The organism is Streptomyces sp. NPDC127197 (assembly GCF_042672405.1).
Taxonomy (GTDB): Bacteria; Actinomycetota; Actinomycetes; order Streptomycetales; family Streptomycetaceae; genus Streptomyces; species Streptomyces flavusporus.
This window is the reverse complement of record NZ_JBHXVG010000070.1, coordinates 1-20921: the sequence shown is the minus strand read 5'-3', so window position 1 is coordinate 20921 and position 20921 is coordinate 1. Positions and strand designations below refer to the sequence as shown.

Annotated in this window: 17 protein-coding genes; 3 read left to right on the top strand and 14 right to left on the bottom strand. The window is 72.8% G+C overall.

What is annotated here, in order from left to right; all coding sequences use genetic code 11:
* Window positions 1-278, top strand: a 278-nt coding sequence (locus ACFVJQ_RS43600) for a hypothetical protein (RefSeq protein ID WP_385791411.1), incomplete at its 5' end; no start/stop codon positions are given.
* A 112-nt stretch (window positions 279-390) separates the two neighbouring features.
* On the top strand, window positions 391-843 hold the full coding sequence (locus ACFVJQ_RS43595; protein WP_385791409.1) for a helix-turn-helix domain-containing protein: 453 nt from the start codon (window positions 391-393) through the stop codon (window positions 841-843).
* Between the two features lie 422 nt (window positions 844-1265).
* Here ACFVJQ_RS43595 and ACFVJQ_RS43590 read toward each other — a convergent pair whose 3' ends face one another.
* The 4 genes from ACFVJQ_RS43590 to ACFVJQ_RS43575 form a co-directional block, all read right to left on the bottom strand.
* Entirely contained in the window at window positions 1266-2903 is a 1638-nt protein-coding gene (locus ACFVJQ_RS43590) for a DUF2637 domain-containing protein (protein ID WP_385791407.1), read from the bottom strand.
* Window positions 2904-2991: 88 nt separating this feature from the next.
* Entirely contained in the window at window positions 2992-5628 is a 2637-nt protein-coding gene (locus tag ACFVJQ_RS43585) for a hypothetical protein (RefSeq protein ID WP_385791405.1), read from the bottom strand.
* Window positions 5629-5637: 9 nt separating this feature from the next.
* Window positions 5638-6213, bottom strand: coding sequence for a hypothetical protein (locus ACFVJQ_RS43580; RefSeq protein WP_385791403.1), 576 nt, complete (start codon window positions 6211-6213; stop codon window positions 5638-5640).
* 327 nt (window positions 6214-6540) lie between these two features.
* The gene (locus ACFVJQ_RS43575) at window positions 6541-6672 is read right to left on the bottom strand and encodes a hypothetical protein (protein ID WP_385791401.1); all 132 of its coding nucleotides are present in this window, start codon (window positions 6670-6672) and stop codon (window positions 6541-6543) included.
* On the opposite strand from ACFVJQ_RS43575, the gene ACFVJQ_RS43570 reads away from it, so the two are divergent.
* Window positions 6671-6892, top strand: a complete 222-nt coding sequence (locus ACFVJQ_RS43570; RefSeq protein ID WP_385791399.1) for a hypothetical protein — start codon at window positions 6671-6673, stop codon at window positions 6890-6892. The genes ACFVJQ_RS43575 and ACFVJQ_RS43570 overlap by 2 nt on opposite strands.
* Before the next feature lie 617 nt (window positions 6893-7509).
* On the opposite strand, the gene ACFVJQ_RS43565 is transcribed toward ACFVJQ_RS43570, so the two are convergent.
* From ACFVJQ_RS43565 to ACFVJQ_RS43520, 10 genes are all read right to left on the bottom strand, one after another.
* Complete coding sequence (locus tag ACFVJQ_RS43565; protein WP_385791397.1) at window positions 7510-8484, bottom strand: replication-relaxation family protein; 975 nt, start codon at window positions 8482-8484, stop codon at window positions 7510-7512.
* A gap of 173 nt (window positions 8485-8657) precedes the next feature.
* Window positions 8658-11288 carry an ATP/GTP-binding protein gene (locus tag ACFVJQ_RS43560; protein WP_385791395.1) on the bottom strand — a complete coding sequence of 877 codons (2631 nt, stop codon included), beginning with the start codon at window positions 11286-11288 and terminating at the stop codon, window positions 8658-8660.
* Window positions 11264-11911: a hypothetical protein gene (locus ACFVJQ_RS43555; protein ID WP_385791393.1), complete on the bottom strand. Its 648-nt coding sequence runs from the start codon at window positions 11909-11911 to the stop codon at window positions 11264-11266. Before ACFVJQ_RS43555 ends, ACFVJQ_RS43560 begins: the two co-directional genes overlap by 25 nt.
* On the bottom strand, window positions 11908-13020 hold the full coding sequence (locus ACFVJQ_RS43550; protein ID WP_385791391.1) for a C40 family peptidase: 1113 nt from the start codon (window positions 13018-13020) through the stop codon (window positions 11908-11910). Before ACFVJQ_RS43550 ends, ACFVJQ_RS43555 begins: the two co-directional genes overlap by 4 nt.
* A 35-nt stretch (window positions 13021-13055) precedes the next feature.
* Window positions 13056-15818 carry a hypothetical protein gene (locus tag ACFVJQ_RS43545; RefSeq protein WP_385791389.1) on the bottom strand — a complete coding sequence of 921 codons (2763 nt, stop codon included), beginning with the start codon at window positions 15816-15818 and terminating at the stop codon, window positions 13056-13058.
* Window position 15819: 1 nt separating this feature from the next.
* Window positions 15820-16176 (bottom strand): hypothetical protein, encoded by a 357-nt coding sequence (locus ACFVJQ_RS43540; RefSeq protein WP_385791387.1) that lies wholly within the window; start codon window positions 16174-16176, stop codon window positions 15820-15822.
* Window positions 16173-18863 (bottom strand): ATP-binding protein, encoded by a 2691-nt coding sequence (locus tag ACFVJQ_RS43535; RefSeq protein WP_385791385.1) that lies wholly within the window; start codon window positions 18861-18863, stop codon window positions 16173-16175. Before ACFVJQ_RS43535 ends, ACFVJQ_RS43540 begins: the two co-directional genes overlap by 4 nt.
* Complete coding sequence (locus ACFVJQ_RS43530; RefSeq protein WP_385791383.1) at window positions 18860-19438, bottom strand: hypothetical protein; 579 nt, start codon at window positions 19436-19438, stop codon at window positions 18860-18862. Before ACFVJQ_RS43530 ends, ACFVJQ_RS43535 begins: the two co-directional genes overlap by 4 nt.
* Window positions 19435-19767, bottom strand: a complete 333-nt coding sequence (locus ACFVJQ_RS43525; protein ID WP_385791381.1) for a hypothetical protein — start codon at window positions 19765-19767, stop codon at window positions 19435-19437. Before ACFVJQ_RS43525 ends, ACFVJQ_RS43530 begins: the two co-directional genes overlap by 4 nt.
* Window positions 19764-20696, bottom strand: a complete 933-nt coding sequence (locus ACFVJQ_RS43520) for a conjugal transfer protein (protein WP_385791379.1) — start codon at window positions 20694-20696, stop codon at window positions 19764-19766. The genes ACFVJQ_RS43525 and ACFVJQ_RS43520 overlap by 4 nt, the downstream gene beginning before the upstream one ends.
* Window positions 20697-20921 lie beyond the last annotated feature (225 nt).

Genomic DNA, 20921 nt, shown 5'->3' with positions numbered 1-20921 from the left:
GCGCCGGTGGGAGCAGCGTCTTCGGCGGCGGTGGCGGCGGTGGTGGCGGTGGCGAGAGCGTCTTCGGCAACGGCGGTGCCGGTGGTCGTGGCGGCGGCAGCGTCTTCGGCAACGGCGGCAACGGTGGTGGCGGCGGCGGCAGCGTCTTCGGCGCGGGCGGCAACGGTGGTGGCGGGGGCAACAGCGTCTTCGGCGACGGCGGTCTCGGCGGCGCCGGCGGCAGCAGCATCTTCGGCCCCGGCGGCGCGGGCGGTGCCGGCGGCATCAGCATCTTCTGATCGCCACAGGCCACGACGGCCCCACCTCGATGGGGTGGAGGTCATGGAGACCTCCACCCCGTCCCCCCAGCGCCTGTAGTTGACACCCTTGTCTTGGAAACGGAGAACCCCCATGTCCAGAAGTCTCTGGCAGCGTCCACTCATCCTGGCGACGGCCTCATTGGCTCTTGTCACCGGCGCCACGTACGCCGCCCAGGCGGCGCAGAGTCCCACAACAGGCACCAGCTACTCCACCGATGCCAGTGATCCCCCCGGCCGCCATTCGGACTGCGGCAAGGGCGGCAAGGGCGGCGCGCCCGGTCAGCCGGGTGAGCCCGGCAAGCCCGGTTGTTCCCGGTTCAGCGACCTGCTGCCGGACAAGCTGGAGGGGTCGAAGCCCTCGGGCCCGGACAAGATACGGATCGTGATGTCCGTGATATCCGGGCACACGACGAGCGCCGAGGCCGCCGAGAAGTACGACGTCTCGGAAGACGAGATCGACGACTGGAAGCGGCAGTTCCTCGACGGCGACTGGTTGAAGTTGCTCGACGAGAACGGGGAGGGCACGTTCCCCTTTAGCTGGTGACGCAACGAGGCGCGGACGTCAGATCGAGAAGCTTCAAGATCAAGCTCGAGGAGGCGGACTTCCAGCTGGGGATGCTGGTGATCACGTGGTGGCCGATCGGCCGCCTGGGCCCTGTCGCCCAGGCGGCCGATTCCTCCAACCAACCGGCGTCGGGACAACGCTCTTTCAGCCTGTGCCGGAACCTCGCGCCTTGGTCGCCAGCGCTCGGCGGCCTTCCGGGCAGGGCATTCGATCCCGGGGGCGGGGTCTCCCGTACGGCAGTCCGGCTCGTGACCGATGCTGCCCACCGCACTCCTGCGGATGATGACGCGCTTCTGGAGAGGCTGCAGGCCCTCGCGTGGGATGCGCAGGGCGTCGGGCTGAGCCGGGCGGGGTGCCGGGGCCGGGTATCGGACGCCGGTGGATCGGCAGGGAGCTGCCTGTCATCCACGGTGTGTTTCCTGTGGCGGCTGCTCGGCGGGGTGCTGGGTGTGGGTGAGCGTGTGCCAGCGGCGTTCGAAGTCGGCGTGGTGTTTTTGCAGGTGGGCTGCGCGGAGGGGTTTGTTGTACTGGCCGGTGATGCCGGCTGTCTCGAGGTCGTGGGCGATGTGGTCGGGGTTGGGGTGGCTGGTGTGGGCGCGGTGGCGGGCCCAGGTGGTGTAGATGCGGAAGCTGAGGAGGTAGCGGGCGAGGGTTCTGGGTTTGATCGTTTTGCCGTGCCGGTCGTGGATGCCGAGTTCTGCGAGGTGTGCGGCGAGCTCGTTTGCGTTTGGTTCTCTGCCGTGTTGCTGGCCAAAGTGCAGCCAGCTGGTGTAGTAGCGGTCCACGGTGGTCGGCCGGGCAGCGGTGTGTGCGGTGTCGGGGCCGGCCGTCTCGTGCCTGCCGGGCCCGCGTGCGTCTGGCGTGTGGGCGGTGTCGGCGGGAGGGGCGTTGGGGTTGGTTCGCGGGCTGCCGGTGGTGGGTGGGGCAGTGTGGGCGGTGGTGGCATGCCGGGCGTGAACGCCGGCGTGGAGCCGTGGAATTGTCGTCTGGTCGGTACTCGGTCGTGGGCGTGGGGCCTGAGGGTTTGTGCGGCGGGTTGTGCGGGCTGCCGGAGGCGCAGGCGTGCGGGGAGGCGGGTCGGTGGTGCGGTGGGAGGGAGTGGAGGCCGGTTGCTGGGGGCGGCTGCTGTTGTCGTTCGCTGAGGGTTCCTCGCGCGGTGGGCGCGAGCGACGGTGGGAGTCTTGTTCGTCGGTGTGTCCGGTTTTCGGTGGAGAGCCCAGGGCTGCCTGCACTGCACTGTGCGCAGCATGGTCGGCACTGTTGCGGGCACCCGAGGGGGCTGAGGACGGAATGCCTGTCGCCGGGTGCGCTGTGATCGTGTGATGCGGCCTGGGCGGGATCAGAGCTGGCTCGTTGCCTGCTGCTGCCGGGCCGGCGGGGGCCGTGTCGGCCAGGGGGATGCCGTACTTGGCCAGGCGTAGGGGCATCAGGGCCTCCACCGGGGCCTTGCGGCGCCAGGTGCGGCCGTAGCGGGAGCGGAGGCGGGCCTGGTAGACGAGGCGTTCCTGTTCCCGCGTGACGGCCTGGTGGTAGGAGCGGAGCTCCCAGAGCTTCATGCGGCGCCAGAGCAGGAACGTGGGGACAGGGGAGAGCAGCCAGCGGGTGGCGCGGACGCCCTCCATGTGCTTGTCGGCGGTGATGTCGGCTGTGCGGCCGATGGCGTGGCGGGCGGCCTCCACCGTGACGACGAACAGGATCGGGATGACTGCGTGCATGCCCATGCCCAGCGGGTCCGGCCAGGCCGTCGCGGCGTTGAAGGCGATCGTCGCGGCCGTCAGCAGCCACGCGCTCTGGCGCAGCAGCGGGAACGGGATGCGGATCCAGGTCAGCAGAAGGTCCAGGGCGAGCAGGACACAGATGCCCGCGTCGATGCCGATCGGGAAGACGTAACTGAAGGTGCCGAAGCCCTTTGTGAGTGCGAGTTCGCGTACCGCGGCGTAGGACCCCGCGAAGCCGATGCCCGCGATGATCACGGCACCGAAGACGACCACGGCGATGAGAACGCGGTGCGTCCGTGTCAGCTGTAGTGGCGCGGCCACCCGTACTCCCCTCCCCCTGCGTGTTGTTGCGCGTCGGGTCTCCTTGGCCGATGCCTCGCCCGAGTGCATGTGCGGGCCAGTGTGCGGGTCATCCGTCCTGGGCCGTGAGGTGAGCGTGTGGTGTGAGGAGGTCTCGGATGAGCTGCTCGGTCTCCGGTTCGGGGGAGCAGTCCAATGCCCGGTTGATCTCCTGGACGCGAGTGATGGCGGTATGCAGCCCGGAGCGGTTCCCGCGCGCAGCCTCGAGCCGCATCCAATCCCGGTAGAGCAGCTCCGCGGTGTCGTCGGCGTCGAGGCCGGTGGCGACGGCCTGGCGGGCGGCGCTGAGGTCGTGGTGGGGGCCCACGGGGGTGCGGTGGGTGGCCACGGTGTGCGCGACGTCGATGATCCGGGTGATCATTTCCTGCTGGAAGGGCTCGGCCCAGGGCAGGGGCTTGCCGCCGAACGGCTTGCCCCGCACCAGCGTCAGCGCCTTTTCCAAGTCGCCCAGGCCGGACAGGCCCAGCGGCAGCGCGCGTTCGACGAGCTGGAGGAAGCGGGTCCAGTCGCAGCGCACGCCGGCAGCGAGCCGGTACGGGTCCTCGCCCGCCTTCCGGCGCGGCACGTAGGGGGTGCCGGTGGGGTCGTTGCCCAGGGCGCGGCGCAGGCCCTGCAGGCGGGCGTTGAGGGTGCTCGAGGTCCAGGGGCGTGCGGGGTCCATGTCGGCGCACAGGGCATCCGCGCTGCGTCCGGGCCGGAAGTACAGCAGTGCGGCGAGCTGTGCCATCCTCGGGCCGTGGCCGGTGCTGTCCACGCCGGTCACCTCGACCGGGCCCAGCACTCGGATCTCCGGCGCGTGCAGGTCATGGGCCTCGCAGTCCTCCGCCTCCGGCACCTTGTGGTCCTCGACGGAGTCCTCGTGGTCGTCGGCCTCTGCGGACTCTTCCTCGGCAGTGGGCTCCGCGGCCGCCGGGGGCGCTGCTTCGGTTGCCTGGCCGGGCTCGTCGTCGGCCTGGGTCGACGCCTCGGCGGCGGGCAGCACACGTGGTCCGGCCGGATCGGTGGTGGCGGCGAGCAGGGCCGGGAAGACCTCGCTGTTCACGTCCGCCGCCGCCGGCGTAGGGCTCGGTGCGGGGACGCTCGGGGACGGTGGGTCCGCCGGCGCGGACTGTTCGGGCTGCTGATTGCGCTCGGGTTCGTCCGGGACGTTCTGCCCGGGCCGCTGGGCCGGGTGGGAGGGCTGCCCGGACCCCTTCAGGGCGGTGGTGATCTGCTGGTAGGCGGCGTGTTCCAGGCGCTGCACCGTGATCTGTGTGCCGGCGTGGTGAAGGGGCTGCGGCTCGTTGAGGGTGGCGTTGAGGGTCTCGGCTTGGGGGAAGTGTGCGGCCGTCGTGCTTGCCGGGGCGATGAGGGTGACGGGGACGGTTGCGGACTTGTTGATGAGGTCGGCGAGCTCCTGGGCGGTGTCCTCGGCCAGGGGGGATGCGCACAGCAGCAGGTAGGGCCGATGGCTGGTTTCGGGCATCTGGTGTGCCTCCAGCAGGCGTTCGCGCAGGTCGCGCAGGGCATGGGTGGCGTGGCGCAGGTGGGTGATCCGGGCGGTGGGCAGCAGCTGCGGCAGGTCCTCGCCGAACCCCACGGTGACGACCTCGACGTCGGCCGCCCACGGGCTCATCGCGAGTTCCAGGGCGAGCGAGGTGCACACCTCGGTGATGTGGAGCGGGTCGCCGTCGAGCAGGAGGGCGGGCAGCTGGGCGAGGTTGAGCAGCAGGAGGTCACCCGTTTCGGTGCTGCCGATCGTGGCCAGCCCGGGATACGGGGCCGGCACCTCGTGGGCGGCCTCCGCCTGGAGCAGGACGGCGTCGGCGGGCACAGCCCACCAGCCGGCCGGCCCGGACACGAACGGCGGCTGCGGCTCCTGGGCGAGGTCGTCGGGGAGGACCTTCAGGGCGCCGGAGTCGGCCGTTGCGGCCCGCAGCGGGGGCATGGGCCGCTGTGGGGTCTGTCCGGTGTGGTGGGCGAGGGTGCGCAGGGCCGCATCCAGGCGGGCCAGGCCGCCTGGCACGGCCGCCTGCTGCGTATGTCCCTTCCTTGTCTGGGTTGTTGCGCTGTCTGCTGCGCCCGCGGTGGTGCCGGGGGCGCGGCGGTGGTGCAGGCGTTGCAGTGCGAGCGTGGCGGTGAGGGCGGCGGCCAGGAGCGCGCCGAGTCCCGCCGCGGTGGGCCATGTCCGCGGGCCGTTCGCTGGTGAGGTGGTGGGCTGCTGTGTCGTGGAGGGGTGGGGCGTCGGCGTGTGGGGTGGGGGTGGGGGTGGCAGGGTGGAGGGGCTGGTGGTGGGCTGCGGTGCGGCGGGCGGGGCCTGCTGGTTGCGGCCGGGCTGCCCGGTGGGGTCGGGGGCCGGCTGGTCGGGTGTGCCGTGCCCCAGGGCGGGCTGGTCGGGTGTGCCGTGCCCCAGGGCGGGCTGGTCGGGTGTGCCGTGCCCCAGGGCGGGCTGGTCCTCGACGATCTGGGTGATGGGCAGCGGGGTGGCGTCGAGGGTGAGGATTTTGGGTTCGGCGAGGGCGGCGCCGGGGGTGAGGGCGAGGCCGGGATCAGTGGCGTCGACGGGGGACCGGGTCGCGGAGGTGGCCGGGGTGGGGGAGGGTGTGGCGGGTGCCGGCGGGGTGCCGGCCAGGACGGCGGCGAGGGCGCCGGCCGTGGCGGCCGGCAGGATGCGCACACCGGTGCGCCGGGCTCGGGTTGCTGGCATGGCGGTAGCTCACCGGGGGAGGGGGATGGTGGCGGTGTCGAACTGCGGCAGCTGGAAGCCGACGGTGGTGGTGCCGGCCGGCGGGGCGGGGAACTGCATGAACACACGCACCTTCTCGCCGGCTGCGAGCCGGGTCAGGCCGGTGGTGGTCAGCGGGCGTCCGTCGGTGTCGCGCAGGACGTAGTAGCGTGTGCGGCCGGTGAAGTCCACGAGGGTGGCGCCTGCCAGGGAGTGGCCGTTTTTGAGGACGGCCGTCTCGTTGCCCCGCAAGCCGGCCGGGACGGTGACCGTTTCGTCCGTGCTGTTGTGCAAGGTGCCGCGGATCGTGAGGAATCCGCCCGGGTCGCGTATCGCTGCGGTGAGGGTGAGCGTGAGGCCGTCTGGTCCCTGGAGTACGGCCAGGGGTGCCGGCCGGCGGGTGTGCTGCGGGTGCGGGGACGCGCCGCCCTTCGGTGCGGCGGTCGCCGACACGCTGTCCGGCCGGGCGCCCGCCCGCTCGCAGCCGGCTAAGCCCAGGACCAGGACGGCCGTGACCGTCCACGCGATCAGTTTCCTGCGGGGTTTGGTGGTGGAGCGGGTGGTCATGAGGATGCGTCCTTTTGCTGCAGGTGACAGTGGGATTGGTCTGACTGCCGGCCGGAGGGTTTCCGCTTCGGGCGGGCACCGCGTGACGCCGCATGCGCCGTGTCCGCCCGCCGGGCTGCTGCCGGCGCCGCCAGGCGCAGCCGGCGTGGTCTTGGGGCGGGCAGGCGTCCGGCCCCCGTGCCCGGTGGCCCAGGGGGGCGGTGCGGTGCCGGGTGGGGCATGGCCCGGTGCGTGGGTGCGGTAGGGCTCAGGGCTGCTTGCCGGTGCCTGCCGGGCCGCCCCGGCGGCCCTGCGCACGGGGAAGGGCACCGGAAACGGGTGGGTTGTTCAGCGGTGGAGGCGGGGGCGGGGCCAGATGGTGATGACGTCGCCGTCGTGGGTGACGTGCCGGGCGGGCAGCTGGCGGCGGACGTGTTCGGCGTCGGCGTCGGCGAAGTCGCCGGCGGCGGTGAGGACCATGGCGTCGCCGGTGCACAGTGCCGATTCGGTGCCGGCCGGCCACACCACCCTCGCCAAATCTTCAGGTATGCAAATTCCGTCGGTGGGGTGCGGCATCGTCATCCTCCTTCTCGATCCTCATCATCGGTCGGTTGGTTCGTCCGGGATCATCTACGACACCAAACTAGAGATTCGCGTCAGCAAACTTCAAGGGGTTGTGGGGGCTGTGGGCGTCCTGTGACATTCACGCCGCTGCCCGCCTGCCCGCCCCCTTTCGGGCGCGGAGGCCCGCGGAGCCGGGGGCGGGCGGCGCGCCGCGGTGACGGCTGTCCGGCATGCTCTGCGACGTCAGCGGCAGACAGCTGCTGGGGGCTGAGGGCCGGCTGCCCGCCGTCCGCTGGACGGCCCCGGTGCCGGATTTCTGGCCGCAGTGCCTGACCGCTCGGTGGGCCCGGGAGCTGTACCGGCTTCATCGCCCGGAGTGCGGGTGCGATGTGTCGAGCGAGGAGCTTCCTCGACACGTGTGCGGCTGTTGTGGCTGCGGGCTGTGAAACATCACGAGGCGGTACTGGACGGTCCAAAGGCTGTTCGCTTCCTGGGCCGCAGGGCCGCTCTGGGACAAGGGCCTGCTCTGTGTGCCGGTCGAGGCATACCGGAGGTGTCCCGGGCAGGGAGCGGGGCGCAGCACCCGCTGCTGCTAGGGGTCCCGCTCACCCACGGCCGGATGCGCCCGGCGTGTAGCCGTGGGTGAGCCTGCGCCGGGGCAAGCGACGAGCGAGCCTGTCCATCGCTGTGCCGGCTGGTGTGTGTTCGCCTGCATCCGGCTCGTCCCGGGCCCGTGTGTCGTCGAGCGAGGTGTCACAGTTCGGTCCACGGGCGTGGCTCACCGCCGGTCAACGGGGTCCACACGTTTGCTGTGGGGCTGTGTTCTTCGAGGTCGTCCAGGACGGCGGCACCGAGCGGCACCTGGCGCGCCATGGTGGCGACGAGGGGGTGCTGGGCGGCCATGGCCTGCAGGTCGGCGATGCGGTGCTCCAGCCTGTGGCGGTCGGCTGCGGTGAGGATGAACAGCACGCGCGGGAAGAGGGGGTACCAGCGCAGCCATCCGGGGCCGGTTGCGGCCCTGGGCCGGGGGCGGTGTCGGGGGGCGGGTTGGGGTTGGTGGGCCCACAGCCGGGCGTAGTCGATGAGTTTGGCGGCGAGGCGTTCGCTGCTCATGGTGGTGCGGTCGACTTCGATGAAGGCGCGGAGTTTGCGGCGTTGTGGGCCGCGGGTGGCGGTGTAGTGCATGACGGCGTCGGCGATGACGTTTTCCTTCTCGCCCAGGGGGTGGGCGACTTCGGGTGTCCAGTCCAGGGGGCTGTGTTCGTGGCCGCGGTTGCGGGCGTCGGTGAGGAACGCGAGGTGGGTGCGGACCACGGTGAGGGTGTGGGGTGTTTTGAGGGAGGCGGCGGTGGCGGAGGTGATCGGGTATGGGGGGCGGTGGCGTAGGGCGGGGTGGTCGCGGGTGAGGCGGGCGCCCTCGGGTGTGAGGTACCAGGCGCGGGTGCAGCGGGAGTTGGGCAGCACCGTGTAGTCGACCAGGCTCTTACGGCGCAGCGTGTTCAGCGGGGCGGAGATGGTTTGCCGGCTCGCGTGGGGCCGCAGCAGCTGCAGGAGTTGGCTGGTGGTGGCCATGCGGTGCTGGGCCAGCGTGATCAACAGCTGCTGGGGCAGCGGTTCGGTGGGGCTGGGAGCGCGCCCGTAGGCGTGGGCCGGGGCGGCGGGGGTGGTGACGTGAGCCTCGGCGGGCGTGGCGGGGGTGGTCTCGTAGGCCTCGGCGGGGGTGGTCATGTGGGTCTCCGTTGGGGTGGGTGCGGGCAGGGGTCTGGGATGCGGGCAGCCGGGGAGCTGGGGGCGGTGAAGTGGCGCCCGGGACGGGGCTGTTCCCGCAAGCGGCCTCCCGGTGGGCCGTTTGCCGGGGCCGGTCGGGTTTCGGGGTGGCGGCCTGCGTCGTGTTGTGGTGGTCACTGGTAGCCGGTCGGCTGGTGCGGGTGTTCGGCGGCTCGGGCGGGGAGCATGTGGTGGGTGAGGAAGTCGCTGACGCGGTCGAGCTGTGCGGTGGCGCGGTCGGTGAGCTGGTCCAGCGGGAGCGCTTGGGCGTTCGTCTGGGCGGCGCGCTCGAGTGCCGCGGCGTGGCGGGGGCGGGCGTGGTCGGTGAAGACGTCGTCGAGGTGCGGGCCGGTGATCCGGACGGGTCCGATGCGGCGGCCGTGGATGGTCAGGGACATGTAGTGCTCGAAGCGGTCCAGGGCGGCGACGATGTCGGGGCCGGGCTGGTCGCCCCACTCGGCGGTGATCGGGGCGAGGGCGGACGTCGAGCCGGCGGTGGTGGCCAGGGTGGAGGCGTTCTGCACCAGGGACAGCCGCACCGGAAGAGGTAGGCGGGCCAGGAGTTGGGTCATGCCGTGGACGTGGACCCTGTACTTGCGGAAGTCCTCGAACATGGCGGCGATGGTCTCCGGGGCCGCACCGGTCAGGGTGATCAGCTCGTCGAAGTACGGGCGGAACGGCACCCGCCGGTGTTCGGGGGTGTCGCGGCGGGAGCGCACCGCGCGCAGCAGGTCCCGGGCGAGCAGTGCGGTGATCAGCCGGTCGGTGGGCCCGTTGCCGCCCGGGCACACCCACACGATCATCCGGGTGTCCATGGCGGCGCGGATGTTGTAGACGCCGGCCGGCTGGCCGAGGAAGGCGCGGGTGACCGGGTTGGCGGCCAGCCGGGCGATCGGGTTGAGGACGACGGCGAACGCGTCGAGGGGCAGGGTCGGGAAGACGGTCTGCCACCAGGAGCGGGTCTCCTCGTCCAGGCGCCCCTGAACTGCGGCGAGCGCTGCGGTGCGGAAGGCGGGGTCGGTGAGCAGCGCCCGCACGTGGAAGATCGTGGCCTGGTCCTCGGGCCTGCCGGCCTGGCAGGCGGCCTCGTTGACGGCCACCAGCACCGCCAGGGCGGCGGTGAGGATAGTCAGCGCGCGGGGTGCGCTGGCGTCGTCCCAGCCGAGCGCGGTGGCGTAGGCGTCGGCGGTGGCCTCGACGACCTCGTGCGCGACCTGGCCGTGGTGCATGCCGAGCGGGTTCCACGAACTCACCCGCGCGCCAGGCCCGCTGGCGTTGAGGTCGATGAGCGCGATCCGTGGCATCAGGGTCTCGTGGGCGAGGAAGGGCAGGGCGCGGGGCCAGGAGTCGCGGTGCGGGTCGAGGAACATCAGCCCGCCTCCGGCATGCGCCCAGCCGATCGCCTGCGCCAGGGCGCGTTCGGTCTTGCCGCCGCCGGCCTTGCCCACCCCGACCTCGAACAAAGTCTCGGCCGCGTGGGTGGCGACCAGGCGCCGGCGCCCGTCCGGGGCGCGGTAGATGCCCTGCAGCAGCAGTTCGGGGTCGCCGAACGTGAAGGTCGGCAGGTCGCCGGCGAGCAGCGGCAGCCGGCAGTGCATGGTGGGCGGCTTGAGCAGGCCGGTCAGTTCGTCAAGGCGGACCCAGTTCGGGCGGGGCGGCCGGCAGTGCCCGAGCCGCCAGCGGCGTTCGAAGCCGCGCCGGCTGGGCCAGCGGTCGGCCCCGAACCGCCACGGCCCCACCCTCACCCCGCGCATCGCCCACCGCGAGGTGCCGCCGAACACGTCCAGGGCGGCCTGGAGTTGGGCGAGCCTCGCCTGGGCGCGGCCTTCGGTGTTGGAGGCGCACAGCACGAGCAGCTGTGCGCGCACCAGGTGGTCGTCCTCGGCGAGCTTGCCCAGCGCCTCCTGCGGCTCCACCCGGCGGGGGACGGGCGGCATGACCAGCCGGCGCCCCGCGCCGGCGGCCTGCCTCGCGGCGAGTAGCTGCCGCAGCTGCCAGGCCAGCGAGTCCTCGACGCCGGTGGCGTCCTGGCGCACCCACCGGGCGGCCCGCTGGGCCTCGCGCCGCTCCCGGCGGCGCGCAGCGCTCATCAGCTGCAGGCGGCGCGCCCGCAAGGCCCACTTGGGGGCGCGTTGGATGTCCAGGCGGATCTCGGCGAGGTCGCCCAGCTCGGCGCGCAGGTCGCAGACGGCGTCGACCAGGGGCTGCAGTGGGTCGGGGTCGAGGGGCACCTCGCGCAGAGGAGCGGTGGGCTTGCCGCGCAGGATGAACTCCGCCCGCACCACATGCTCGCGCGGCTGGTCGACGATCGGCCGGGCCCGCTCGACGCTCACCTGCGGCCCGAACGGCGTGATGGACAGCAGCCGTTCACCGCCGACGGGGCCTTCGATGCGGTAGCGCAGCGCTTTGGAGCCGTCCGCGCGCAGCCGGATCTGCACGGTCTTCGCCCTGCGCGGCGCCCACCAGGGCATGGACGTGGAGGCACGGGCGAGCTGCACCCCGCGGCGGAAGATCTCCTCCAGGCTCGGGTCGAAGTGCCGGTCGGGTACGAGTTCCAACGCCATCCGCTCGGCCGAGGCCCGCGCCGCGAGCCGGCGCACCACCGCCTCACTTAACGCCCAGACGACGAGGGCGGCAGCGGCAGGCACCCACCAGTAGGTGGTCACCCAGCCGACGGCGTCGGCGATGCCGGTGAGCAGGCCGAGCACCGGCCCGGACGCCGTAGAGCGGGCTGGGCCGGTCAGGCACGGGGCTGCGGGGTCCACGTGGACGCTCCCTTCTTCGACGTGGTGCGGGTGAAGTGCCAGTCGGTGATGCGGCCGTCGGTGAAGCTGCCGCCGCGGTCGGCGCCGGCCCACACCAGGTGCACCACCGCCCGGTCTTCTGTGCCGTCACGGCGGGCGATGGCTGCCTGGATCCGGAACCGGGCCGCACCGAACGCGGGCGCCAGGCCCTGGCCGGAGTTGGGGAAGACGCCTGGCCACCTCGCGCGGCCGATCCCGGTGGCATCCGCGCGCAGCAGCTCACGGCCGGCGGTGAGCAGTTGCCGCTCGTCCTCGGCGGCCAGGTCGGCGAGCCAGGCGGCTTCCAGGGCTTGCTGGATGGCCCGATCACCGGCCACGCCCTCGCCATGCGGCGGCAGCGCCGACGCGATCGCCGACTCGGTCGGCGTAGCGGTCGTCGTCTTCGACGGGCCTGGGCTGCTGACCGCAGGGTCCTCGCCGGTGATAGATGAAGGGCGGGCTGCCGGGGCGGCTGCGCGCGACGGTGTCCGGGAAGCGGATGCGTTGGGCTTGTACGGCTGGGCCAGCAGGAACACTCCAGCCACCGCCAGGACCATGGTGGCGATCAGCAGCAGGCACGGCGAACGCGGCGAGGGCGTCGTCATAGCAGCCGGGCCCCTCCGGCAAAGCCCGACATCGCGCTGACCGGGTCCAGCCGTACGACGGTGCCCGGCCGGGCGGCGTTGACCATCTGCCCGCTTCCGACGTAGATCCCGACGTGGTAGATCGTCGAGTCGCGGCCCGGGGCGTAGGCGTAGAAGACGAGGTCGCCGGGCTTCAGGGCGCCCTTGCCGAGGCTGGCGGGGATCCGCTGGCCGACTCCTGCCTGGGCGGCCGCGGTGCGCGGCAGCCGGATGCCGGCCTGGGCGTACGCGTACACGGTCAGCCCCGAGCAGTCGAAACCCTTGATGTTCGCGCCGCTCTTGCCGCTGGGGGAGCAGCAGATGCCGTACGACGCGCCGTTGGCGTTGCCGCCGCCCCACGAGTACGGCACGCCCCGCTCGGCCAGCGCCGCCTCGATCACGGTGCGGACCTTCCCGGACACGTTCGTCAGGTCCGGGTCCTTGGCGGCCGCCGTGTACTGGTCGATCCACCCCAGCACGTTCGAGACGTACTCGGTGGAGTGGTTGTACTGGAAGATCGCGGCCTCGAGCTGGGAGCGCTGGGTCAGGTCGCGTCCGCCTGCGCAGAGGTAGATCGCGGCGCCGAGCGCGGCGTCGTCGGCGTTGTGCGGGTCGGCACTCTTGTCACGGTTGGCGTCTTCGCCGATCGACTCCCAGGTGGAGGGCAGGAACTGGAAGGGCCCGACGGCCCGCTCCCCGCTGGCGGTGCCGTCCCACGTGCCGCCGTCGGTGTCGGGAAAGACGGTGGTGTTGCCGCCAGCCCCGGACCCGTTGAGGAGCACCCCGTAGATCTTCGGGCGGATGTCTCCGCTGTCGGCGATGTTGCGGCCGGCGGCGTGGTTCGACTCGACCTTGGCGATCCCGGCCAGGACCGGCCAGCGCATGCCCCGGCACGTGGGCACATGCTTGCCGACCTGCCGGACGGCCTTCTTGTAGGCGGTCAGCATCCGGGCGGGGATGTCCGCGGCGCTGCCCCCCTCGGCGATCCCGCCGTCGTCGGTCGCGCCCGTCGTGAGCGCGACGTACGCGCTGATCGCGTTGCCCACCGGAGCGGCACAGCACACGGCGGCGAACAGCAGCAGCGTCACCATGCATCCCCACCGCCGGACGCGGCGCCCGGGCGGCCTCACTCGTCCTCACCGTCGTCCCGCCGCCGGGCCCGTTCCTGGCGCAGCCGCTCGGCCTCGGGCTCGGTCCGCCGCATCAACTCCTGCATCCGGGCCGCGGCTTCTTCGCGCGCGGAACTGCGCGCGCCCCCACCGCCGGGAAGAACGGGGCGGGACCGTGCTCCGCTCGCCGGAGGCCGGGGTGCACTGCCTCCCAGCCGCGGAGGCGACGCCGGAGCAGGCGCTGGTGCCGCGGCGCCGCCGCCCGGAGATGCCGACGCGCTGGGCTGCGCGGTGGCCGGGCTTGTACGGCCTGAGGAGCCGCCGGACCTTGCAGGGCGTGGCGGAGTAGCCGGACGCGTGGTTGCGGCCGGTGACGTTGCGGTCGGCAGGCGGCGGCCTACGAACGGACCGGGCCCGCCGCTGTCGTCGGTGTGCTCCCGCAGGACACGGGAGACGTGCCGCCCCGTGTCACCCCAGGCTCGTCGGTCCTCGCGGACGGTGTTGCCCCACACCCGCACCTGCTGGCGGGCATCCTGGGCGTAGCGCGATTCGCCCGAGCGGGCCCGGCGGGCGCCTGCCGGCAGGCCGACCGTCGCCCCGTACGCAGCGCGGCCGCCCCGGTGGAGGATGCGGTAGCCACGGAAGCGGACCAGCCGGTTGTGGGCGCGCGTGGACAGCAGGGTGCGGTCGGTGTGCTGGTCGTGCAGCACCTGCCCCGAGCGGCGGTCGACGACCTGCCCTTGCTCGTCGCGGTAGCGGTCGGGCGGGCCTCCGGGTCGGCGTGGCCCGGTGCCGCCCGGACCGCCGCCTGGACCACCGGAGAGCGGGCCGCCCGTGTCCGGGTCGCCGTCGGCGGTGGGCTTGCGCCACTTGGCCAGCTGCTCGGTGTCCGGCCGGCGGCCGATCAGCAGCCAGTGCGCGCCCTTCGCGCCGAGCCGCGCGCCCAGCCCGCCCATGGCCGCGGCTGCGGTGAGCGGGGCGAGACCGCGCCCGGCTTCGGCGCCTGCGTCGGCGAGCACGCGGCCGGTGTCCACCGGCATGCCCGCTCCGTCGGACACGGAGGTCAGCGCGCCCATCAGCCGCTGGCGGGTGCCGAGCAGCCCGAACCGGCCGCCACCGCCGCCGGTGAAGGCGCGCAGGCCGCCGCCGTATCCGCCCCCAGCTGTGGGGGAGTTCAGGGCGAGGGCGGCGCCGAGTTCGGAGGTGTCGCCGGGCAGGTGGGTGCCGCCGACCTTGGCGTAGCGCATCCGCAGGGCCATGCGCCGGCCGAAGGAGGTGATGCCGGTCAGCAGCCTGCGGTGCCCGGCCGCCCCGGCGATGGCCAGCACGTCCAGCAGCAGGATCCGCTCCACCAGCAGGTCCGGGCCGTCGGTGAGGACCGCGTCGACGGCGATGCCGAAGAACGGCACGAACGCGCAGATCCCCACCAGCGCGAGGACGGCGATCCCCCACAGCGACAGCCACTTCCACACCGACTGCCGCGCAGGCCCGGGCAGCATGCCGGCGACGAACGTGACCCCGCCGGCGGCCGCGGCGGCGGCGCAGATGCCCTGGGTGCCCAGCAGGATGATGGCGCTGGACAGCAGCATGCCGCTGATGAACAGGGCGGCCACCAGGAGCAGGACGGCGCCCCCGATGCGGGTCCAGGTGGGCTTCTCGGCGTAGGCGGCGCACGCCTTGCCGACGTCGCCGGCCTTCTCCAAGTCCGCGAGGAACGCGGCGAACTGGCGGTCCTCGTCGTTGACGACCGCGTTCGATGCGTCCAGCAGCTCGCCGCCGGGCGTGAGCGCGGGCAGCTCGTCACCCCCGGGGGCGAGGTCGTCGCGGTCCCGCTCGCAGTACGCCTTGGCCGGGCCCTTGATCATGTCGCAGGGGTCGTCGTCCTCGCCGTCCTGGTTGTCGGCGCCCTGCTTGTAACCGCCGGTGACCCACTTCAGATGGACGGCGTAGGCCTTGCGGTCGGCAGTCTTGGCCGGGTCGAGGATGCGCCCGTACTCCAGCAGCATGTACGGCTTGACGACGAGCGCGTTGGTGATCGAGTCCTGGATGGGGCGGGCCACGTCCGTGGCCGAGGCGGGTGCCTGGGCCTCCCGCTCAAGGCACTTGATCTCCTGCTGGCCGGCCATGCCGTCGCACGGGCCCTTGCTGGCGAGCTTGCCGCCCCAGTCGTAGGCATCCACGGACTGCTGGGCGACCTCGGCGCCCACCTGCTGGGCCTGCCCCAGCGGACCGTCCCCGGTCAGGAGATAGTCGGGACGGACGAACACCGACGCGGCGAACCCGGCGATCAGAAGAGTCAGGAAGATCTCGCCCAGACCACGGCCCACACGGCCGCGCACGATCATGAAACCGGCGAACACGAACGCCCAGGCCAGCAGCAGGCCCTTCAGCCCGAGGGCGTCGACGACCACATCGTTGTAGGTGTCGGCGACCGTCTGCGCCGGATCAAGGAGGATCGCCAGCAGCGGGAAGCGGAAGGCCACTTCGATCGCCCACCCGGCCAGCCCCACCAGCAGCCGCACCAGGAAGAACAGCCCGGACAGGGCGAAGGCGAGCGACTGGGTCTCGAAGGAAAAGATGCTGCCGCCCTCGGCGTTCAGCTCGTAGCCGTCGAGCGCCACCCCTTCCGAGGAGGTGATGTTCAGCGGGGCGAGCAGGTCCCCGGTCTCGCTGTCACCGCTCGCCGCGTACACGACCTGGCTGTTCACCATGACGAACACGAAGGTGAGCCCCAGGACGAAGCCGGCCGAGCGGAGGGTGCCGCGGTCTGGACGGAACATCTCAAGGCCGCCCTTGCCCGGCGCCGCTCCGGCGCCGCCACACCACGAGGGCGGCCAGGCCCGCTCCGGCCGGCACCAGCCTCCACGCCGCCCCGGCAACGTCCGGCTGCTCGGCGGATGCGGAGTCTGTGGTGCCGCGCTCGCAGTACGCCCTGGCCGGGCCCACGATCAGGTCACACGGGTCGTGGTCCGCGGGGCGGGTGTCGGTGGCGAAGGCCTGTCCGGTGTGCGGCCACCACGCCTGAGGCACGCCCACCCCGAGGGCCAGGACGAGCACGCCGGCGGCGACGGCGATCACGGTGAGGACGCTCGCGGCCGCCGTGACGCGCCGGGAGCGGTCCCAGGAAGAAGAGGTCATCGGACGTGCTCCTTCGGACGGGCATCCACGCCCTCACCGGCGGGCGGCTCAGACGCGGAAGGCGAGGCAGTCCTGGTGCGGCGTCCCGGTGTGGTGGTGATGGAGGTGGTGATGCGCGCGATGCGGGGGATGGAGACCTTGATGCGGCCGGTGTTCTGCCGCGGGCAGGTCAGCAGGAACTCGCCCTCCCGGCCCTTGTGGCCGACGGGAGACAGGCCGGTGGTCACCAGCCGCACCAATTCGTCGTCGTTGGGGTCGAGGCCGACGAACTCCAGGCCGCGGCGGGCGCGTTCACGGCTCGAGGTGCGGGCGAGTGCCCGGTAGGCCATCAGCCCGCGGTCGGGGCCGAGTTCGTCGGCGTCGTGGGAGCCGGCGATGAGGCCGGCGCCGTGCTTGCGGCCGTCGTGGAGGATCTCGTGGACCAGCGCGGTGCCCTCGGCAGACGAGGTGAGCCAGTACAGCTCGTCTAGGACCACCGCGGTGAACCGTTCAGGGTCCTCGAACGCGGTCTGCCGGGCGATCGCCGCGATCAGGTAGAGGATCGCGCGGCCGATCAGGGCTTCCAGGGGCTGCTGGTGCAGCACTTCCGGCTTGTCGAACGCGGCCTTCGGTGGCAGCTTCAGGCCGGTCGTCGTGATCACGATCATGTCGGAGGCGGTGGAGGCGTCCAGACGCACGGGCGGCAGCGTCGGGTCGAACACCATCGCGGCCAGAGAGTTGGTGGCGACGACGCGGATGAGTCCGGCGAGGGTGGCGGCCGCGTCCTGCCGCTTGCCCGCCTCGCGCGTGGCCATCTCCTCGAGGACCTCAAGGACGCGGTGCATGGACGGGGCGTCGCCGGCGGCGGCCTGCTCGACGGCGTGGTGCAGGACTTCGCCGCTGGTACTCATCGGGCCGATGCCGAGCTGCAGGGTGAGGTAGGACAGGGCGTAGTGGCGGCCTTCGGGGCCGTCGAACATGCGCAGCGGGTCGATGGACACCTCGGCCTGGGCGGCGTCGATGATCTGGACGCGTCCCTGGGCCGCGGTGCGGGCGAAGGTGGCCCACTCCCGGACGGGGGTGCGGTCGATGCAGATCGCGCAGCCGCCGCGCGCCCACACCGCCTCCGCGACCAGCTTCTGCAGCACGCTCTTGCCCGCGCCGAGGTCCCCGACGATGCCCATGGAGGCGGACGCGTCCTGCTTGGGCGCATCCGCCACGTTGATCATCACGGGGCGGGTGGTGCCGCAGTCCAGGTCGATGCCGAGGCACATGCCGGTCGGGTCGCCGACCTCGGAGGCGGTGAAGGCCCCGCCCAATGCCCAGTCCTCGCTGATCTGGTGCTGGGTGAACTCCCGTACGACGCCGGGCCGTACGGTGCCGGGCAGGCCGAGCGTGAACAGGGCCTGCTGCAGGCCGGCCGGGCGCACGGCGCGGTAGTCGGCGCCGCCGAGCAGGGCCGTCAGGGCGCGGGCCCGGGCGTCGCAGACGGCGGCGGTCGGCCCCCACGCCGTCAGCACCGTCACCGACTGCACCTCGACCTCCACGCTGGTGCGCGAGAGGCGGGCGTCCAGCTCGCCCAGGTCGCGGGCGGCCTCGGTCAGGGAGGCGGGCATGCCGGTGGGGCGGGCGTCGTACTGGTCGGCCTGGTCGATGAGTTCGTTCTTCTTGCGCCGCACCTGGTCGCGGGCCTTCTCCGCGGGCACGAGGGTGAGGTCGACGGTGTAGTCGACGGGGAAGTCGAGCGTCTCCAGCTGGGCGAACAGATCGGCGGCGTCCTGGCTGACGGCGGGCGGGCACTCGGCCAGCGCCAACTGCGCCTGATAACCCATCCCGGCGTCGGACTCGACCTGCAGCCAGCGCCGCCCGAGCGGCGAGCCGGTGTTCAGCCGCCACCAGGCTGTGCGGCCCGACCGGCCGATCCGGCCCGCGCTCTTGAGCTCGTCGACATCGTCGAGCTCCGGGTCGATGCCGCCCTCCTGCAGGCGGACCTGGCCGAGGTCGGCGTAGCTGGGGGAGCGCAGCACGCCGTCACGGAGGTGCCCGCCGTACAGGTCGCTGGTCTCGGCTTCGGTGAGCAGCGGCTCATCCAGGCCGCGATGGAGAGCGTGCTGGATCATCCACACGATCTCCGCCGGGCGGGCCGGGCGGAAGGCGACGCCGCCGGCGAGCGCGGCCTCCACCCGCACGGCCTGCTCGCGGTAGGCGGTCACCTCCCGGCGCGCCACGGGTGCGGCCCGCATGCCCAGCATCGGCGCGACGTCCGCCCACATCGCGCCGAGCGACGCGGTCACCTGCCCGCCCGCGGCGTCGTTGTGCAGCGGCACCGCCAGCCAGAGGGTGCGCCGGTGCATCTCCTGGTCGTTCAGCAGGTCCAGGGTGGCCTCGACGTTCTCCACCCACGGATGCGCGTCGCCGGGAGGCTGGTCCCCGGGCTCGATGCCCTCGATCATGCGCAGGGCGATCTCGCCCGGGTCGACCTGCGCGCACAGCCCGAACAGGCGCGGCGCCCCCGTCAACGAACGGATCAGGTGCGTGATCTTCGCGAGCTGCTCGTCGCGGACCGCGGCCGGCACGTAGGTGCCCTGGACGGTCTCCTCCCGTCGGCCGCGGGCGTCCGGACCGGGGTGCAGCCGGTAGAGGGCCCACACGCTGCCGTGCGTCGACCACACCAGATGCCCGGCGATGTGACGGATCGGCACCCTCACCGCGCACCCCCCGCCTGCTGGGCCAGGGCGAGCAACTGCTGCACACCCGACACCGGCCCCACCGGCTGCGGGCGCGCCTGCGGCTCCGGGCGCGGCTCTGTGGACGGACGGGCAGCCCGGCCCCGGGGCGCACTCCGGCCGGCTGCCGACTGGTCGGCGCGCGGCGGCGCCGCCACGGCCGGGACAGCGGGAGCAGCCTCTTCGACGGTGAAGCCACCGAGCAGGGGACGCGAGATGCGGTCCCGGGCGGCCCTCCCGCCCATCCGGCCGCCCTGCGGCTGCCAGGCGAGCAGCACCCAGCCCAGCGACGCCTGCAACGGGGCGCGCCCCTTGATCTTCGGCCGGCGTACCGCCCAGACCGTCAAAAGCCAGGCCACGATGGGCACCGGGCCCATCCACGACCACCAGCCGATCGTCTTTACCAGAGCCAAGCCGCCGCCGACCGCGACCGCGATCTGTGCGGGCGTGTACGGACCGAGCGGGATCTTCCAGTCGGCGACCTTGCCCAGCACCCACGGGTGGCGGCGGGCGGCGGTGTAGAAGCGGCCCACCCGCCCCGCGGCCGCCGCGCTCACAGCCAGCCTCCCGCGCCGTCAAAGTGCACACGGGCGAGCGGATCGGGACCCTGCACGACACCGGGTGCGCCCTTGGCCGGGTTCTTCACCTCGTCGGTGAACATGTCCGCCAGGTCCTCGCGGGAGTCGTACAGCCCCAGCGCGATGATCATCAGCAACAGGGCGCCGATCCCGGCCTTCAGGCTGAACTTCTGGATCATGATGACGACGACCAGCACGATCAGCCCGGCCTGCAGGCCCTTGGTCGCCCAGTCCTCGAACATGTTGATCCAGCTGTCGCCGAGGTCGTCCAGCTGCCCGGCGACCATCAGGCTCTGCACGGTGTTCACCGGGCACCCCCCACCTGGAGGGTCCCGGACTGAAGCGCCGCGACTTCCCACCGGCCGGAGCGGGCCGTGAGGCCGACGTCGTACGCCAGCGGCCAGCGCCCGGCGTCATCTAGGGCCTCGACCTGGACGCGGACGCGGACCGTGGTGCCGTCGGCCGGCACCTGCTCGGCGGCCGCGGCCTCCTCAGCGGCCGACACCTCCTGGACCGTGACCGTCGCGTACGGGGCGGGGGAGACGGCGGTGAGCTTCACCCCCGGCGCGAGGTAGCGGTCGACCTCGCCAGTACCGGTCAGGTAGGCGGCGAGAAACTCCCCGACGGCGGAGGACAGATCACCCTCCGGGACGGTCACGCCGTACGCCGACTTCGGCACCTCGGCCCGGGCCGGGCCGGCCACCACGCCGGGCGCACCGGTCACCGTGAACGAGGCGCCCGAGGCGTCGGCGGTCACCGGCACGGCGTAGTAGCGCACCGATCCGTCGGCGTACTGCGCAGCCACGGTCACCGACCACGTGCCACCGGTGTGCTGCGCAGTGCGCACCGCCGTCACGGACGCAGGCCGCGACTGCGCATCGGAGGCCGGGTCGGGCAGTTCGACGTCCGGCGCCATCGACTGCGCAAGCCGCGCCTGCGCACTTGTCGCGTCGTCCGCGCTGCTGCGCAGCCAGACGCTGACGAACAGCTGCGCATAGCCGCCCGGGTCGGCGGCGACCGCTGCGGTGCGCACGGCGGTGGGCTTGGCCGGGGTAGCCGCTTGGACCGTGGTCGGGGTGGAGGTGATGGCGACGCCCAGGGCGATGGGGCCGGCCGCGATGGCGGTCAGGACCGCCAGTCGTGAAAGGCGGACGCGCCGGCGCATTGCCTCCAGCCGGGCGCCCGCCGCCATCGGAGCAGCGGCCTCGGTCTGTGAGGCCTGCTTGCCAGGGGACATGGTCAAACTCCCAGGTCAGAACGTGTGATTGCTGACCTTGAGAGAACCCGCCGACCCCGACCCGACCACCGACCACGAGACCCTGACCAAGGTCACGATGGGGACACGAAGTCCGTGGTCGGGGTCATGGCCTGAGTTCTAGTGGTCGTTGCAACACCTCAGCTCAGAGGTGGCAATGGACTTCGAGATTCGTGGTGGCCGGAGGCCTCAGGGGAACAGACCGCT

Excerpts from the sequence above, each read along its gene's own strand:
- ACFVJQ_RS43570 (WP_385791399.1), top strand. The coding sequence starts at position 6,671 with ATGGCGTCGCCGGTGCACAGTGCCGATTCGGTGCCGGCCGGCCACACC.
- ACFVJQ_RS43580 (WP_385791403.1), bottom strand. The coding sequence starts at position 6,213 with ATGACCACCCGCTCCACCACCAAACCCCGCAGGAAACTGATCGCGTGG.
- ACFVJQ_RS43585 (WP_385791405.1), bottom strand. The coding sequence starts at position 5,628 with ATGCCAGCAACCCGAGCCCGGCGCACCGGTGTGCGCATCCTGCCGGCC.
- ACFVJQ_RS43550 (WP_385791391.1), bottom strand. The coding sequence starts at position 13,020 with ATGGTGACGCTGCTGCTGTTCGCCGCCGTGTGCTGTGCCGCTCCGGTG.
- ACFVJQ_RS43595 (WP_385791409.1), top strand. The coding sequence starts at position 391 with ATGTCCAGAAGTCTCTGGCAGCGTCCACTCATCCTGGCGACGGCCTCA.
- ACFVJQ_RS43565 (WP_385791397.1), bottom strand. The coding sequence starts at position 8,484 with ATGACCACCCCCGCCGAGGCCTACGAGACCACCCCCGCCACGCCCGCC.
- ACFVJQ_RS43520 (WP_385791379.1), bottom strand. The coding sequence starts at position 20,696 with ATGTCCCCTGGCAAGCAGGCCTCACAGACCGAGGCCGCTGCTCCGATG.
- ACFVJQ_RS43575 (WP_385791401.1), bottom strand. The coding sequence starts at position 6,672 with ATGGTCCTCACCGCCGCCGGCGACTTCGCCGACGCCGACGCCGAACAC.
- ACFVJQ_RS43540 (WP_385791387.1), bottom strand. The coding sequence starts at position 16,176 with ATGACCTCTTCTTCCTGGGACCGCTCCCGGCGCGTCACGGCGGCCGCG.
- ACFVJQ_RS43555 (WP_385791393.1), bottom strand. The coding sequence starts at position 11,911 with ATGACGACGCCCTCGCCGCGTTCGCCGTGCCTGCTGCTGATCGCCACC.
- ACFVJQ_RS43545 (WP_385791389.1), bottom strand. The coding sequence starts at position 15,818 with ATGTTCCGTCCAGACCGCGGCACCCTCCGCTCGGCCGGCTTCGTCCTG.